This window comes from Lysinibacillus sp. 38-6, from assembly GCF_046245175.1.
Classification (GTDB): domain Bacteria; phylum Bacillota; class Bacilli; order Bacillales_A; family Planococcaceae; genus Lysinibacillus.
On sequence record NZ_CP176417.1, the window covers coordinates 12,737 to 28,723 of the forward strand.

At 38.9% G+C, this 15,987-nt stretch carries 14 protein-coding genes and 2 pseudogenes; all 16 read left to right on the top strand.

Annotation, left to right across the window (positions count from 1 at the left end; translation table 11 throughout):
* The first annotated feature begins 14 nt into the window (after positions 1-14).
* The 16 genes and pseudogenes from sucD (at position 15) to fliH (ending at position 15,982) form a co-directional block, all read left to right on the top strand.
* Positions 15-917 carry a succinate--CoA ligase subunit alpha gene (gene sucD / locus ACKVEV_RS00080; protein ID WP_402924849.1) on the top strand — a complete coding sequence of 301 codons (903 nt, stop codon included), beginning with the start codon at positions 15-17 and terminating at the stop codon, positions 915-917.
* A 245-nt stretch (positions 918-1,162) separates the two neighbouring features.
* Positions 1,163-2,059, top strand: coding sequence for a DNA-processing protein DprA (gene dprA / locus ACKVEV_RS00085; protein ID WP_409368347.1), 897 nt, complete (start codon positions 1,163-1,165; stop codon positions 2,057-2,059).
* Positions 2,060-2,151: 92 nt separating this feature from the next.
* Complete coding sequence (topA, locus tag ACKVEV_RS00090) at positions 2,152-4,230, top strand: type I DNA topoisomerase (protein WP_409368348.1); 2,079 nt, start codon at positions 2,152-2,154, stop codon at positions 4,228-4,230.
* Between the two features lie 18 nt (positions 4,231-4,248).
* Positions 4,249-5,562, top strand: a complete 1,314-nt coding sequence (gene trmFO, locus ACKVEV_RS00095) for an FADH(2)-oxidizing methylenetetrahydrofolate--tRNA-(uracil(54)-C(5))-methyltransferase TrmFO (RefSeq protein ID WP_409368349.1) — start codon at positions 4,249-4,251, stop codon at positions 5,560-5,562.
* Positions 5,563-5,846: 284 nt separating this feature from the next.
* A complete protein-coding gene (gene xerC / locus ACKVEV_RS00100) occupies positions 5,847-6,746 on the top strand; it encodes a tyrosine recombinase XerC (protein ID WP_409368350.1) in 900 nt (299 codons plus the stop codon).
* Positions 6,747-6,768: 22 nt separating this feature from the next.
* Entirely contained in the window at positions 6,769-7,314 is a 546-nt protein-coding gene (gene hslV, locus ACKVEV_RS00105; protein WP_409368351.1) for an ATP-dependent protease subunit HslV, read from the top strand.
* Complete coding sequence (gene hslU / locus ACKVEV_RS00110; protein ID WP_409368352.1) at positions 7,314-8,714, top strand: ATP-dependent protease ATPase subunit HslU; 1,401 nt, start codon at positions 7,314-7,316, stop codon at positions 8,712-8,714. The genes hslV and hslU overlap by 1 nt, the downstream gene beginning before the upstream one ends.
* Before the next feature lie 87 nt (positions 8,715-8,801).
* Positions 8,802-9,581 (top strand): GTP-sensing pleiotropic transcriptional regulator CodY, encoded by a 780-nt coding sequence (codY, locus tag ACKVEV_RS00115; protein ID WP_024362040.1) that lies wholly within the window; start codon positions 8,802-8,804, stop codon positions 9,579-9,581.
* A 311-nt stretch (positions 9,582-9,892) separates the two neighbouring features.
* Positions 9,893-10,033 (top strand): annotated as a pseudogene (locus ACKVEV_RS00120) (IS5/IS1182 family transposase); the annotation flags it as partial.
* A pseudogene (locus ACKVEV_RS00125) lies at positions 9,987-10,252 on the top strand (transposase); the annotation flags it as partial. The pseudogenes ACKVEV_RS00120 and ACKVEV_RS00125, both read left to right, overlap by 47 nt.
* A 994-nt stretch (positions 10,253-11,246) precedes the next feature.
* Complete coding sequence (gene flgB, locus ACKVEV_RS00130) at positions 11,247-11,639, top strand: flagellar basal body rod protein FlgB (protein WP_409368353.1); 393 nt, start codon at positions 11,247-11,249, stop codon at positions 11,637-11,639.
* 3 nt (positions 11,640-11,642) lie between these two features.
* Positions 11,643-12,104 carry a flagellar basal body rod protein FlgC gene (flgC, locus tag ACKVEV_RS00135; RefSeq protein WP_409368354.1) on the top strand — a complete coding sequence of 154 codons (462 nt, stop codon included), beginning with the start codon at positions 11,643-11,645 and terminating at the stop codon, positions 12,102-12,104.
* 23 nt (positions 12,105-12,127) lie between these two features.
* On the top strand, positions 12,128-12,433 hold the full coding sequence (gene fliE, locus ACKVEV_RS00140) for a flagellar hook-basal body complex protein FliE (protein WP_409368355.1): 306 nt from the start codon (positions 12,128-12,130) through the stop codon (positions 12,431-12,433).
* A 149-nt stretch (positions 12,434-12,582) separates the two neighbouring features.
* Positions 12,583-14,175, top strand: a complete 1,593-nt coding sequence (gene fliF, locus ACKVEV_RS00145; RefSeq protein WP_409368356.1) for a flagellar basal-body MS-ring/collar protein FliF — start codon at positions 12,583-12,585, stop codon at positions 14,173-14,175.
* Between the two features lie 15 nt (positions 14,176-14,190).
* Complete coding sequence (gene fliG / locus ACKVEV_RS00150; protein ID WP_402924822.1) at positions 14,191-15,204, top strand: flagellar motor switch protein FliG; 1,014 nt, start codon at positions 14,191-14,193, stop codon at positions 15,202-15,204.
* Positions 15,197-15,982 (top strand): flagellar assembly protein FliH, encoded by a 786-nt coding sequence (fliH, locus tag ACKVEV_RS00155; RefSeq protein WP_409368357.1) that lies wholly within the window; start codon positions 15,197-15,199, stop codon positions 15,980-15,982. Before fliG ends, fliH begins: the two co-directional genes overlap by 8 nt.
* Positions 15,983-15,987: the final 5 nt, after the last annotated feature.

Below are 15,987 nucleotides of genomic sequence, written 5' to 3' on the forward strand. Positions count from 1 at the left end.
AGGCAGGGAGAACAATGGCTGTATTTATTAATAAAGATACAAAGGTAATTGTACAAGGGATTACAGGCGAAACGGCGCTATTCCATACGAAGCAAATGCTTGATTATGGTACAAAAATCGTAGCAGGCGTTACACCTGGTAAGGGAGGCCTTGAAATTGAAGGCGTACCTGTATTTAATACTGTAGCTGAGGCTGTAGCGGCAACGGGTGCAACGACATCAGTAATTTATGTACCTGCACCTTTCGCAGCGGATGCTATTTTAGAAGCTGTTGATGCTGAACTAGAATTAACAATTTGTATTACAGAGCATATTCCTGTCCTTGATATGGTAAAGGTGAAACGCTTTATGGAAGGCAAAAAGACACGCTTAGTAGGACCAAACTGTCCAGGTGTTATTACGGCAGACGAATGTAAAATTGGTATTATGCCAGGCTATATTCATACAAAAGGCCATGTGGGAGTTGTTTCCCGTTCTGGTACATTAACGTATGAAGCGGTTCACCAATTGACACAAGCTGGTATTGGTCAAACAACAGCTGTCGGTATCGGTGGAGACCCTGTAAATGGTACAAACTTTATCGACGCATTGGAAGCATTCAACAATGACCCTGAGACATATGCAGTTGTCATGATTGGGGAAATTGGCGGTACAGCTGAAGAAGAAGCAGCAGAGTGGATTAAAGCGAATATGACAAAACCTGTTGTAGGCTTTATCGGTGGACAAACTGCACCTCCAGGAAAACGTATGGGACACGCTGGTGCCATTATTTCGGGTGGTAAAGGTACGGCTGCTGAAAAAATTAAGGCAATGAACGACGCTGGTATTGAAGTAGCAGAAACGCCATCTGTTATCGGTGAAACACTTATTAAAGTAATTAAAGAAAAAGGGCTATACGAAAAATGTAAAACCCATTAAAATGGAAGATGTAGCACATTGTGGCTACATCTTTTTCTCTGTATAGAGAGCCTTGTCTGGACTTTTCCTTCACTATGAATGTTCCATACTCGAAACGTCTATGGAAAAGAATCAACATAGTGAAGCTGCAGGACAGGCCTTCTTTCAGGTGTGCATATGAGTGTATGCACATTATGTTCTACTTATTTGTGTTGAAATGAAAAATGCGGTCATTTAATTTCTTCTATTATAAAGGAGGTTTTTAAATGATTTTCTCCGTAGATACACAGAGATTACTAGCTTTGCATTATGTATATCCATTACCACTCCAAAAACTTCAACAGTTATTGTCCCCGGTGGATGTATTAAGCTATTTTGAACATGCGTATCCTAAAGACATTGCTAACGCATTACAAATCCCAAAGCAAAAAGCCTTGGACCTGTCTTTGGATTTTAAACGCGTACTGAACTTGCCATTTGTAGAGCTTTACGCACAAGAAAATATTTTCCCCATACCTTTTAATCACCCATATTTCCCGGCGCAATTATTTGAAATACCTAGTCCACCTACTGTATTGTATGTGAAAGGTCAATGCGCCTTGCTGGCAAGAGACAAGCGTATCGCTATAATAGGCTCTAGAAAGGCTACAGCCTATACTAGAGATGCAATTGACTTAATCGTCCCACCACTTGTTGAACACGAATACATCGTTGTGAGCGGGCTTGCACGAGGTGCAGATGCGATGGCTCATCAAGCAACGATTCAGTTCGGCGGCCAAACAATTGCAGTGTTAGGCCATGGTTTTCATTATATTTACCCTAAGGAAAACGAAGCACTCGCAAATAAAATGGCAGAAAGTCATTTACTTATTACCGAGTATCCACCTTATTTCAAACCAGCAAAATGGCAATTTCCTATGCGAAACCGTTTGATCAGTGGTCTGTCTCAAGCGTTAGTTGTGACGGAAGCGGCAGTGAAAAGTGGGACGTTAATTACGACTGAATGTGCATTAGAGCAAGGCAAAGACGTATTTGTTGTACCAGGACCGATTAACAAAGAGCAGTCAAAAGGTACGAATAAATTACTTTTCGAAGGAGCTATACCCGTGTGCGATGGGCAACAAATCGTTGAAACACTTTCGCTCTTTTCTAGCAAAAATTGAAAAAAAGTTGCATTATCTTAAAATCTGTTATACATTTTGCAACAGGTAACTTAAAAAAATTAGCAATAAACCTCGCTAAGGGGGAGACATAGATGGCGGATTATTTAGTGATTGTAGAATCACCAGCAAAAGCAAAAACAATTGAACGTTATTTAGGAAAAAAATATAAAGTAAAAGCATCTGTTGGGCATGTGCGTGATTTACCACGAAGTCAAATGGGTGTAGATACTGAAAATAATTATGAACCTAAATATATTACTATTCGCGGAAAAGGACCTGTTTTACAGGAACTTAAGTCTGCGGCGAAAAAAGTGAAGAAAGTCTATCTAGCGGCCGATCCAGACCGCGAGGGAGAAGCGATTGCTTGGCACCTTGCGACTGCATTAAATATTGATATTAACTCCGATTGTCGAGTTGTTTTCAATGAAATTACAAAGGATGCTATTTTAGAATCCTTTAAAAATCCACGTGCCATTAATATGGATTTAGTAGATGCACAACAAACACGCCGTATGCTCGATCGACTAGTAGGCTATAACATTAGTCCAATTCTTTGGAAAAAGGTTAAAAAGGGCTTATCAGCAGGGCGTGTACAATCAGTTGCACTACGCATGATTATTGATCGTGAAAACGAAATTAAAAACTTCCAGCCAGAAGAGTATTGGACGATTGAAGGCTCTTTTGAAAAAGGGAAGAAGACGTTCGATGCATTGTACTATGGAAATGGCAAAGACAAAATTAAATTAACGAATGAAGAGCAAGTAAAAGCGATTTTAAAAAATGTTAAAGGAACAGCATTTGAAGTCGTGAATGTGACGAAAAAAGAACGTAAACGAAATGCTGCACCTGCGTTTACTACCTCTTCATTACAACAAGAAGCAGCGCGTAAGCTAAATTTCCGTGCAAAGAAAACGATGATGCTTGCACAGCAATTATATGAAGGTATTGATATTGGTAAAAAAGAAGGAACAGTCGGTTTAATCACATATATGCGTACAGATTCAACACGTATATCGGAAACGGCAAAAACGGAAGCTGTTTCTTACATTGAAACGAAGTACGGCAAAGAATATATTTCAACAGAAACGAAACAGGCAAAAAAAGCGTCAAACGCACAAGATGCCCATGAAGCAATCCGTCCTACAAGCACAATGCGTACACCAGAAGAGTTAAAAACGGTTCTTAGCCGCGATCAACTTCGCTTATACCGTTTGATTTGGGAGCGCTTTATTGCAAGTCAAATGGCACCAGCTGTACTAGATACAGTTGCTGTAGACCTTCAACATGGTGATGTTTTATTCCGTGCAAACGGCTCACAGGTCAAATTTGCTGGATTTATGAAGCTCTATATAGAAGGTACGGATGATCAAACAGAAGAGACGACGAAACTTCTACCTGAAATGGAAGTTGGCGATCAAGTGAAATCACTTGAAATCGAGCCGAAGCAACACTTCACACAGCCACCACCACGCTATTCAGAGGCACGACTTGTAAAAACAATGGAAGAGTTAGGCATAGGGCGACCATCGACATATGCACCGACCCTTGATACAATTCAACGTCGAGGCTATGTTGTGCTAGATGCAAAACGATTTATGCCAACAGAGCTTGGGGAAATCGTGCACCAACAAATGCTAGAGTTCTTCCCGGATATTATCAATATCGAATTTACAGCCAAAATGGAACAAGACCTTGATGATGTGGAGGAAGGTAGTCGTAAGTGGGTTGAAGTAATCGACGAATTTTATAAAGATTTTGAAGTTCATGTAAAGCATGCAGATGCTGAAATGGAGAAAGTCGTTATAAAAGATGAGCCAGCCGGTGAGGACTGCGAAAAATGTGGTTCACCAATGGTCTTCAAACTAGGACGCTATGGGAAATTTATGGCTTGCTCGAACTTCCCAGATTGTCGAAACACGAAAGCGATTATGAAGCCAATTGGCGTTAAATGCCCTTCTTGTGAAACAGGGGAAATTGTGGAACGCAAAAGTAAAACAAAGCGTTTATTTTATGGATGCAATCAGTATCCAGAGTGCGAATTTGTTTCATGGGACAAGCCGATTAGTAGACCGTGTCCAAAATGTAGTGCATTATTAGTAGAGAAAAAATTAAAAAAAGGTGTCCAAATTCAATGTACAAAATGTGACTATGAAGAGACGCCAACTCAATGATAGGAAGATGGTAAGAACATGACGGAACAAGTAGTAAATGTAATAGGTGCAGGCCTTGCAGGTAGTGAAGCTGCTTGGCAAATCGCTAAGCGTGGTGTAAAAGTTAAACTTTATGAAATGCGTCCTGTAAAGCAAACACCTGCCCACCATACTGATAAATTTGCAGAGCTTGTTTGTTCAAACTCGCTACGTGCAAATACATTAACAAATGCTGTTGGTGTTATTAAAGAAGAAATGCGTCTATTGGATTCTGTTATTTTAAAAGCGGCAGATGCTTGCTCGGTACCAGCAGGTGGAGCACTTGCTGTGGATCGCCATGAGTTTGCTGGCTATGTAACAGAAGCGGTGAAAAATCACCCCCTAGTAGAAGTAATCCATGAAGAAGTTACCGAAATTCCAGAAGGTATTACAGTTATTGCAACAGGCCCACTAACATCTAAAGCATTAGCTGAAAAAATTCAAGGTTTAACGGGACTTGATTATCTATATTTCTACGATGCAGCAGCACCAATTATTGAAAAAGATAGCATCGATATGGACAAAGTTTATTTGAAATCTCGTTACGATAAAGGTGAAGCGGCTTATTTAAACTGTCCTATGACAAAGGAAGAATTTGATCGTTTCCGCCAGGCGTTAATCGAAGCTGAAGTAGTGCCATTAAAAGAATTTGAAAAAGAAATTTACTTTGAAGGCTGTATGCCGATTGAAGTAATGGCAGCGCGCGGTGAGAAAACAATGTTGTTTGGACCGATGAAGCCAGTAGGTCTTGAAGATCCGAAAACTGGTAAACGTCCATATGCTGTTGTACAACTGCGCCAAGATGATGCTGCAGGAACACTTTATAATATTGTTGGTTTCCAAACGCATTTAAAATGGGGACCTCAAAAAGAAGTACTGCAACTCATTCCTGGGCTAGAAAATGTTGAAATTGTACGATATGGTGTTATGCATCGAAATACTTTCATTAATTCACCGAAAGTACTAGAAAAAACATACCAGTTACGTGAACAAAAAAATATTTTCTTTGCTGGTCAAATGACAGGTGTAGAAGGTTATGTTGAATCTGCAGGTAGTGGCTTAATTGCAGGTATTAATGCGGCGCGTTTGACGTTGGGACAAGAGCCAATTATTTTCCCATTCGAGACGGCTTTAGGAAGTATGGCGCGTTATATAACAGAAGCGCAATCTAAAAACTTCCAACCAATGAACGTCAACTTCGGTATTTTCCCTGAATTGCCACCTGGACGTCGCTCTAAACCGGAACGTGCAGAAATGCATGCTACACGCGCAATGGATACAATTCGCAATTTTGTGAATTCACAAACAATTTAATTGCCAAAGGCCTCTAAAAGTTGATATACTCTTAGAGGCTTTTTCTTTTGTGTAGACAAAATGCTTATTTACACGTATTTTATTATTTTGTATAGAGATTTTCTCAAAATATAACCATTTTCACTTGCTATATTACGAAGATAGGTATAGTGTCAATATGTATGTTTTTTAAGGATTACTAAACGACAATTTGAATAAGATGGCAATCATTGTTTTACCATTTGAATTTGTTGGTAATAGTAATGAGAGAAGGTTACGAATAATTTATTGGTGGTGAATCTTTCATGTTAGTTTCGTCCCAAGAAGCACTTGAACAGTTTATGCTTTACATCCAAGTTGAAAAAAACTTCTCTGTTCATACTGTGCGAGAATATGAATCAGACCTATTAGATTTTTTAGCGTTTTTACAGGCAGAGGGCGTTAATGATTTAAGTAGTGTTGAGTATATACATGCACGTCTATATGTAACGAAGTTGTACGATGAAAAGAAAGCAAGAACGTCTGTATCAAGAAAAATTTCATCAATCCGCTCCTTTTTTCGCTTTTTAAATAAACAGCACGGCATGGATGATGGTGCTTTTCGATCGCTCTACCATCCGAAAAAAGAATCACGTTTACCTAGTTTTTTCTATGAGGAAGAATTGATGCAGCTTTTTAATGCGAATGTAGGAGATGATTTGAAATCGTTGCGCAATATGGCTATTTTAGAATTACTATATGCAACGGGCATTCGTGTGAGCGAGCTGACATCCATTATGGTAGATGATATAGATTTCCGTTATTCTATCGTTCGAGTAATGGGTAAAGGAAGAAAAGAACGCATTATACCATTTGGTCAATTTGCAAGTGTAGCAATACAGCACTACATAGAGCAGGCTCGTCCACGGTTGATGAAACAAACAAATCATCAGCAATTATTTGTCAACATGCGTGGCGGGGAACTTACGCCACGAGGGGTGCGTCATATTTTAAATGAAATGATTGACAACACCTCACTCCATACGAAAATATACCCACATATGCTTCGCCATACTTTTGCAACACATTTACTAAATCATGGCGCGGATTTACGGACGGTGCAGGAATTACTGGGCCACGCGCATTTAACTTCAACACAGGTTTATACGCATGTAACAAATGAGCATCTTCGTCAAACATATATGAATGCCCATCCGAGGGCATAATAGAGGCTAAGGAGGAAAGTAAATGGGACAAATCCATGCAACTACGATATTTGCGGTACATCATAATGGCGGGTGCGCTATGGCTGGCGATGGTCAAGTGACACTTGGTAATGCGGTTGTTATGAAAGGCACTGCTAGGAAGGTCAGACGTCTGTTTAATGGGCAGGTGTTAGCTGGCTTTGCAGGTTCTGTAGCCGATGCTTTTACACTTTTTGAAATGTTTGAAGCGAAATTAAACGAATATAATGGGAATTTACAGCGTGCTGCTGTAGAAGTAGCAAAACAATGGCGCGGCGATAAAATGCTACGTCAGTTAGAGGCGATGCTACTCGTGATGGATAAAACTACACTACTCCTTGTGTCTGGTACGGGAGAAGTTATAGAACCTGATGACGGGATTTTAGCAATTGGTTCTGGTGGGAATTATGCATTATCAGCAGGTCGTGCGCTAAAAAAATATGCAGGTGAGTCAATGACTGCCCGTGAGATTGCGGAGGCAGCATTAGAAACTGCTGCTGAAATTTGTGTATTTACAAACCATAATATTATCGTGGAGGCACTTAACTAATGACACCACAAAACTTAACGCCAAGACAAATTACTGAGCATTTGAATCGTTTTATTGTAGGGCAAAATGAGGCAAAAAGAGCTGTAGCGATCGCGCTGCGTAATCGTTATCGTCGTTCGCTTTTAGCGGATGAAATGAAGGCTGAAGTAATTCCAAAAAATATTTTAATGATTGGACCGACGGGAGTTGGGAAGACTGAAATTGCAAGGAGAATTGCCAAGCTTACGAGTGCGCCGTTCGTGAAAGTTGAAGCAACGAAGTTTACAGAAGTGGGCTATGTTGGACGTGATGTAGAGTCTATGGTACGCGATGTTGTGGAGGCTTCTCATCGTCTTGTGAAGGAAGAAATGATGGAGTCTGTGAAGGAGCAAGCGGAAGAGTTGGCGAATGAAGCCATTGTAAAATTACTTGTCCCTTCTTTACGTAAAAAACAAGCTATGCAAAACCCGTTTGAAATGTTATTTGGTGGCAAAGAACAACAAACACATGATGATACATCTTCTGAAGAAACGGAAGTACGCTCAAAACGTGCTCAAATCGCAATCGATTTACGCAATGGTAAATTAGAAAATGAGTGGGTTACGGTTGAAGTAACAGAGCAAAGTCCTTCGATTTTTGATGCATTACAAGGTACGGGAATGGATATGTCTGCGAATAGTGGTATGCAAGATATGTTGTCTAGCTTAATGCCTAAAAAACAGAAAAAGCGCAGAGTGCAAGTTAAAGATGCACGACGTATTTTAACTATAGAGGAAGCAAATAAGCTGATCGACGCAGATGAGGTGTCACAAGAAGCGATTGCTAGAGCAGAACAATCTGGTATTATTTTTATTGATGAAATCGATAAAATTGCGAGCAAAGATACGAACTCTTCTGCCAATGTTTCACGTGAGGGTGTGCAGCGCGACATTTTACCGATTGTTGAAGGTTCGACTGTTACGACGAAGTATGGCGCTGTCAAAACAGACTACATGCTTTTTATTGCAGCAGGAGCTTTCCATATGTCAAAGCCATCAGATTTAATTCCAGAGTTACAAGGACGATTCCCTATTCGTGTTGAACTTGAAAAATTAACGAAGCAAGACTTTGTTCGTATTTTAAAAGAACCCGATCAGTCGCTTATTTTGCAATATAAAGCATTATTAGAAACAGAAGGTGTAGTGATCAATTTTGCAGAAGATGCAATTGAACGTATTGCAGAAATTGCTACAGAGGTTAACCAAGAAACAGATAATATCGGAGCGCGTCGACTACACACCATTTTAGAACGCTTGTTAGAAGAACTATCGTTTGAAGCGTCTGAAATTGCACCGGCGCAAATCGAAATTACAGCTGCGTATGTTGACCAAAAGTTGGCAGGTATTGTGAAAAACAAAGATTTGTCACAGTTTATCTTGTAGGCAAGGCATGATAGTACCATTCAATTGTGAAAAACTTTAGAATATTAAATAAATACGGTATCGATTATTTATAGGAGGAACATAAAAATGAATTTATTAGAAAAAACACGTAAAATTAACTCGATGCTTCAAGCATCTGCTGGTAAACCGGTAAACTTTAAGGAAATGGCTGATACATTAGGTGATATTATTGATAGCAACGTGTATATTGTTAGCCGTAAAGGGAAGCTTTTAGGTATCTCAATTCACCAACAAATCGAAAACGAGCGTATGAAAAAAATGTTCGAAGAGCGTCAATTCCCAGAAGAATATACACATAGCCTGTTTACAATTTCTGAAACATCATCAAATTTAGATATCAACAACGAACATACTGCTTTCCCAGTAGAAAATAAAGATTTATTCCAAAGTGCTTTAACAACTATCGTACCAATCGTTGGTGGCGGTGAGCGTCTAGGTACATTAATTTTAGCTCGTTTATCAGCACAATTTGAAGATGATGATTTAATTTTAGCTGAATACGGTGCAACAGTAGTAGGTATGGAAATTTTACGTGAAAAATCGGAAGAAATTGAAGAGGAAGCACGTAGCAAAGCTGTAGTACAAATGGCGATTAACTCACTTTCATATAGTGAATTAGAAGCGATTGAACATATTTTTGAAGAGCTAGATGGCAACGAAGGCTTATTAGTTGCTTCAAAAATTGCAGACCGTGTAGGCATTACTCGTTCAGTGATTGTCAATGCATTACGTAAACTTGAATCAGCGGGTGTAATTGAGTCACGTTCTCTAGGTATGAAAGGAACTTATATTAAAGTATTAAACGATAAGTTCTTAAACGCACTAGCTGAAATTAAAATGAAATAATGAAAGTTGCTCCCTCAAAATGTTTTGAGGGAGCTCAGACTGTAGACAAACTCGAAAAATTTCGAGTTTGCCTACAGTCTTTTTTCATTTTAAAATAAAAATAGCTGTCTACTGCCGTTGATTTCCGCTACGTTCGGGCGCTTTCCGCGGGCACACACGTAAGCCGCAACCCTCGCTAACGCGCGGAGTGCCCTCGTCTTACGTTCTGTGCTTTCCCGCAGGAGTCGCCCGCCCTTCGCTCCAATCAACTTGATATGAATTGCTATCAATCAACTATAAATAAATTAATTTATTTGGGGTGATGGAAAATGATGACGAAGAATCAAATCAATGAACGTGAACAATTAGAAATGCTGACAATTGACCAATTGGTGCCACAAGACCATTTAGTCCGAAAACTAGAGGCAGCGATTGATTTTTCGTTTATCTATCCATATGTGGGAAACCTATATGGAAGAAGCTGAACTTTTGCGCCATTCCTATGATATTAAACAAATTATGCAAAGCGCAAAGAAACGATAGAACGTGTCTTTGCGGATGCAAAAGAAAAGCATGGTATGCGATAGACAACCTTAAGAGGTCTAAAAAAATTGTCCATGCAGGCGATGCCTACTTTTGCTGCCCTGAATTTAAAAAAGCTTGCTACTTGGACATGGCAAACGGCTTCATAGAGAGGAAATACTCTAAGAGTATGGTCAAAATGAAAGTAAGAACCCATTTTTTACAAAGGAAATAACAAAAAGGGATTAAGAATTCTATTCTTAATCCCTTTTGTCGACAAGCTGTGCTCCCTCAAAATGTTTTGAGGGAGCTTTTTTGTCTATATTTGTTCGATAGGAATGCATGAACGTTTAGATGGCTCGTAAAGCAATGAAATATGTAAAAGTAAGCATTGAGACCTTAGAATGGTATATGTGACATTTTTGTGAAGGTCAAATGTCTCATTTTTACAGAATACTAGGTGATAGGGCTTGTCTTGTTTAAAAAATGATACATAATAACATAGTGTCGACAAGGACATCAAGAAGTTTATTCTTGATGTTTTTGTTTTTCAAAAGATAAGTATACGGCGCTCCTAGCTAAAATGGATAAAACGATGAGCCGTCGAGTTGTCGTAAAAATGTTATGGCTGAATGTATGCTAACGCTACGCTGAATGGATAGATAGGTGCGCTAAATGTTCTCAGAAGATTGAAACTAAAGTTGCTGAAATCCGTCCACTTGGAGTGAAAAACATACATTATGTACGGATTATCCTTATCTAAGTCACATTTTGTCGTTACATCAAACCACTCCTAATTGCCTTTTGGGAGTTATTTATATTACCACGCCAAAAATAGTAAAAAGGTACTTTTTTTTAATGAAAAATCACTATTTGGTATTTAAATCCAATCCTTTGTAGTAATAAAAAGGGAGATATTTGATACTAATACAGTAAACACTGTCGAAATAGTGTAAAATAACTAGAAATAAGGCGAAACGGCGCGGAATCTAGTGCGCCAAGGGGTGGGGCATATTTGTCCTGGTTGATTTATCGAAAAAATAGGGCGTATATACTATTAAAAAGTGACAAAAGACAATAGACACTACGTAGCATCTTAATTACAATTGTATTATTGGATAAAATAAGAAGTACATAGATTGAAATAAAATGAGGTGAATGGTTTTGAACTTATTTGGAGGAACTATTAGTAGCCTGGAAAACGGACTTTCCTATGCAACTTTGAATCATAAAACAATCGCAAATAATATTGCGAATGTCGATACACCGAATTATAAGGCGAAAAATGTAAGTTTTAAGGATATGTTAGCGAATGAGCAACAAATTGCGATTTCAGCATATCGCACAGATAGTAGGCATTATGATTTTGAAATCAAGCAGTCGACACCAGGTGTTAGTAACTTGACTAACATGCGATATCGAAATAACGGAAATGCTGTAGATATGGATGCAGAACAAACGAAGCTTGCGGAAAATCAAATTTACTACAATGCTTTAATTGACCGTGTAAATGGTAAGTTGAATACACTCAATACAGTTATCAAAGGAGGTAAGTAATAAATGTCTATTTTCCATGGAATGAATACTACTGCCTCTGCTTTGACAGCACAACGTTTACGAATGGATGTTATTTCATCGAATATGGCAAACGTGGATACTACTCGTGCTAAACAAGTCAATGGGGAGTGGGAGCCATACCGAAGGAAGTCGGTTACTTTTTCTGCGCAAGAAGGACGATTTTCTAATTTTTTGAATGTGGCTATCGGTAAAAATGCTAAAGCTGGAGTCGGAAACGGTGTGAAAGTTTCGCAAATTAAGGAAGACACGGAAACGCCTTTCAAATTAGTGTATGATCCAACAAATCCGGATGCGAATGCAGATGGCTATGTGAGCATGCCGAATGTTGATCCCTTAAAGGAAATGGTGGATTTAATGTCTGCTACACGTTCTTACGAGGCAAACATAACTGTTTTAAATGCGAATAAGTCGATGCTGACAAAAGCATTAGAAATTGGTAAATAACCAGAAGAAAGGATGGATACATAATGGCAATTTCGTCCGTTTCACTAATGACACCAACGCAGGTGGTAAATGAAACAAATAAACTGAATACGACACCCTACGAAGCGCAACAGAGCTTTGCGAATACGTTAAAAGAGGCAATAGCGAAAGTGAATGATCAGCAAATCACTTCTGATAATCTTACACAAAAGCTAATAACTGGTGAAGATGTGGAGTTGCATGAAGTAATGATAGCATCTCAAAAAGCAAGCATTACATTAAATGCAACAATTGAAGTTCGCAATAAGGTGATTGAAGCTTACCAAGAAATAATGCGAATGAGTGTCTAATTAATAGGATTGGTGCCAATAGACACCCATCCTATTAATTGGGCTTCCCTTGGACTTCATGATTATGTACAGTACTGGCTTCCATGGGATTCCACTGTTATCGCGAATTATTGATTGCTAGGTTATTCACTATAACCGGAGGATTCGTAATGAATGAACGATTGACAAAAATAAAAAACGACACCAGCCAATTTTGGACAAGTCGAAGTAAAACACAAAAAATAGTAATGATAAGTTCAGTAGTTGGTGTAATAGTACTTGCAGCTATCATTACATTTTTTGCTAATAAAACTACATATGTTCCACTTTATAAAGATTTATCAACAAGTGAAATCGGTAAAGTGAAAGAAGCTTTGGATTCAAAGAGCGTAAAATATGAGATTGCTCCAGGTGGAACGTCCATATTAGTGCCACAAGAACAGGTCGATTCGTTATTGGTCCAACTTGCATCAGAGGGCTATCCTCAAACTGGCACAATCGATTACTCATTTGCCAATAGCTCTGGCTTCGGTATGACTGATAATGAATTTAATTTATTAAAGAAAGCTGCGACTGAAACAGAAATCGCCAAGCTAATCAAAAATCTTGAAGGCGTGAAAGATGCAAAAGTAATGATTACCCTTCCTGAAGAGGGCGTTTTCCTTCAAGATGTTAAAGAAGATGCGACTGCATCCATTGTGTTAAATACAGATCCAGGTTATAAGTTTACTGAACAACAAATTGCCACAATGTACAACTTAGTGGCAAAAAGCATTCCAAATTTAAAAACAGATAACATTGTGATCTCTAACCAATACTCCGATTTCTTTGATTTAAATGCTGCAACGGCCGATGGCACATCGACAACGACAGCTACAGGTCAACTGCAAATGAAGAAATTGGTAGAACGTGACTTGCAACGTCAAGTGCAAACGATGCTAGGAACGCTGATGGGGCAAGATAAAGTCATTGTTTCTGTTACGACAGACATTGACTTTAAAAAAGAAAATCGTGAAGAAAACTTAGTGACACCAGTTGACGAAGAGAATATGGAAGGGATTGCGATTAGCGCCCAACGTATAACTGAGCAATATTCTGGAAATGGTAACGCGGCAGTAGGTACACCTGAAGCTGAAACAACAACGGATAATTTCACTACTTACAATGAAGGTGCATCAGGAGACGGAGATTACGAACGTACAGAAGAAACAATCAATAATGACGTCAATCGTATCCGTAAAGATATACAAGAAGCACCTTATAAAATCCAAGATATTGGCATTCAAGTAATTGTAGAGCCACCGACAGCTACAGACGCGGCATCACTACCAGATGGTGTCCAACAAGATATCGAGAAAATTTTAAGTACGATTGTTCGTACAACAATTTCAAAAGATGTAGCGGCGGAACTTACACAAGAACAAATTGATGAAAAAGTCGCTATCTCAGTCCAACAGTTAAATGGTAAGGTAGCAGATACTGCTGCTGAGACACCTGTTATCCCATGGTGGGTTTGGGTAGTCGGAGGCATTTTACTAGCTGTTATTCTATTACTTGCATTCTTCATTATCCGCTCACGTAAACGTGCGAAAGAAGAAGAAGAGCTTAGTATCCTAGAAGAACAAGAAGAATTGATAATTGATGATATTAATGAAGAAATTGAAACGGAAGCTACAATGCGTCGTAAGCAACTTGAAAAAATGGCGAAAGAAAAGCCAGACGATTTTGCGAAGTTACTGCGTAGTTGGATTGCGGAAGACTAACTAGGAGGTTCTGCTGTGTCCAAGAAAGATAAGGAATTAAGCGGAAAACAAAAGGCCGCACTCTTGTTAATTTCACTCGGGCCTGAGGTTTCAGCTTCTGTCTATAAACATTTAACTGAGGAAGAAATCGAACGTTTAACGTTAGAAATTTCAAGTGTTAAAAAAGTAGAAGCAAATGTAAAAGAAGAAATTATTGAAGAATTCCACAATATTGCACTTGCGCAAGATTACATTACACAAGGTGGTATTGGTTACGCGAAGACGGTATTAGAGAAAGCATTAGGTATGGAGCAAGCCCAAACAATTATTAATCGTTTGACTTCCTCATTACAAGTGCGTCCATTCGACTTTGCACGTAGAGCAGATCCTGCCCAAATTTTTAACTTTATTCAAAATGAACATCCACAAACAATTGCCCTTATTCTATCTTATTTAGAAGCTGGGCAAGCGGGTGTGATTTTATCTTCATTGCCGCAAGAAGTACAAGCTGATATTGCGAAACGTATCGCAATGATGGAATCAACTTCACCAGAAGTCATTAGTGAAATTGAGTCAGTATTAGAACGTAAACTATCTTCGACTGTTACGCAAGATTACACTGAAACGGGTGGTATTGATGCGGTCGTAGAAGTACTAAATGGTGTTGATCGACAAACAGAAAAAACGATTCTCGATGCGCTTGAAATTCAAGATCCAGAGCTTGCAGAAGAAATCAAAAAACGCATGTTTGTATTTGAAGATATCGTGACGCTAGACAATCGTTCAATTCAGCGCGTTATTCGTGATTGTGAAAACGAAGATTTACTGCTTTCAATGAAAGTTTCAAGCGAAGAAGTAAAAGATATTATTTTCCGAAATATGTCACAACGAATGGCAGATACGTTCAAAGAAGAAATGGAAATTATGGGGCCAGTTCGTCTGCGTGACGTAGAAGAAGCACAATCACGAATTGTAGCTGTTATTCGCCGCTTAGAAGATGCTGGTGAGATTATTATTGCACGTGGTGGAGGAGATGACGTCATTGTCTAGAATCATCCGTTCTGTCTATGCACAGTCCAATGGCGATAATGTTAAGAAGATACAAATTCGTGATATGTTTGATATACCCGAAATGGGAACAGATGAAACATCCCAACATCATATGACAATGGAAGAAGTATTTGCAGAGCGTGATCGTTTACTTGCAGAGGCTCGAGCTACGATTCAAGATGAGCGGGAAGCTTTTGAGCAAGAGAAGCAAATACACTTCCAAGAAATTGAACATATGAAACAAAGCTGGGAAGAAGAACGCCCGAATCGTGTGCAAGAAGCGTATGACGAAGGCTATGGTCAAGGCTATGAAGATGGTACAAACAGAGCAGCTGAAGCGATGGCACAATCCCTTCAAACAGCGAATGACATTATTGCTCAAGCTGGGGAGAATGCTAAGAAATATATCGAAGACCAAGAAGCGATTATTTTGGAGCTAGGTTTAACAGTTGCACAACGTATCATAGGGGCTTCGTTAGAGCACAACGATGAACTGTTTTTATCGATTGTACAAAGAGGGCTCAAAGAGGCGAGAGAAATGAAAGAAATAAAAATCTACGTTTCTCCTACATACTATGCTTTAATTACAGCGAATCGCGATGAATTGGCAGAAATGTTCCCGACAGACGTACCATTTATGATATTTGTAAATGAAGATTTCGAAAATGACACAGATTGTTATATCGAAACGAATCACGGTCGGATTGTAGTAAGTATTGACGAGCAATTAAATGAACTGAGAATAAAGCTACATGAAATATTAGAAAGTAAGGAATGATCTAG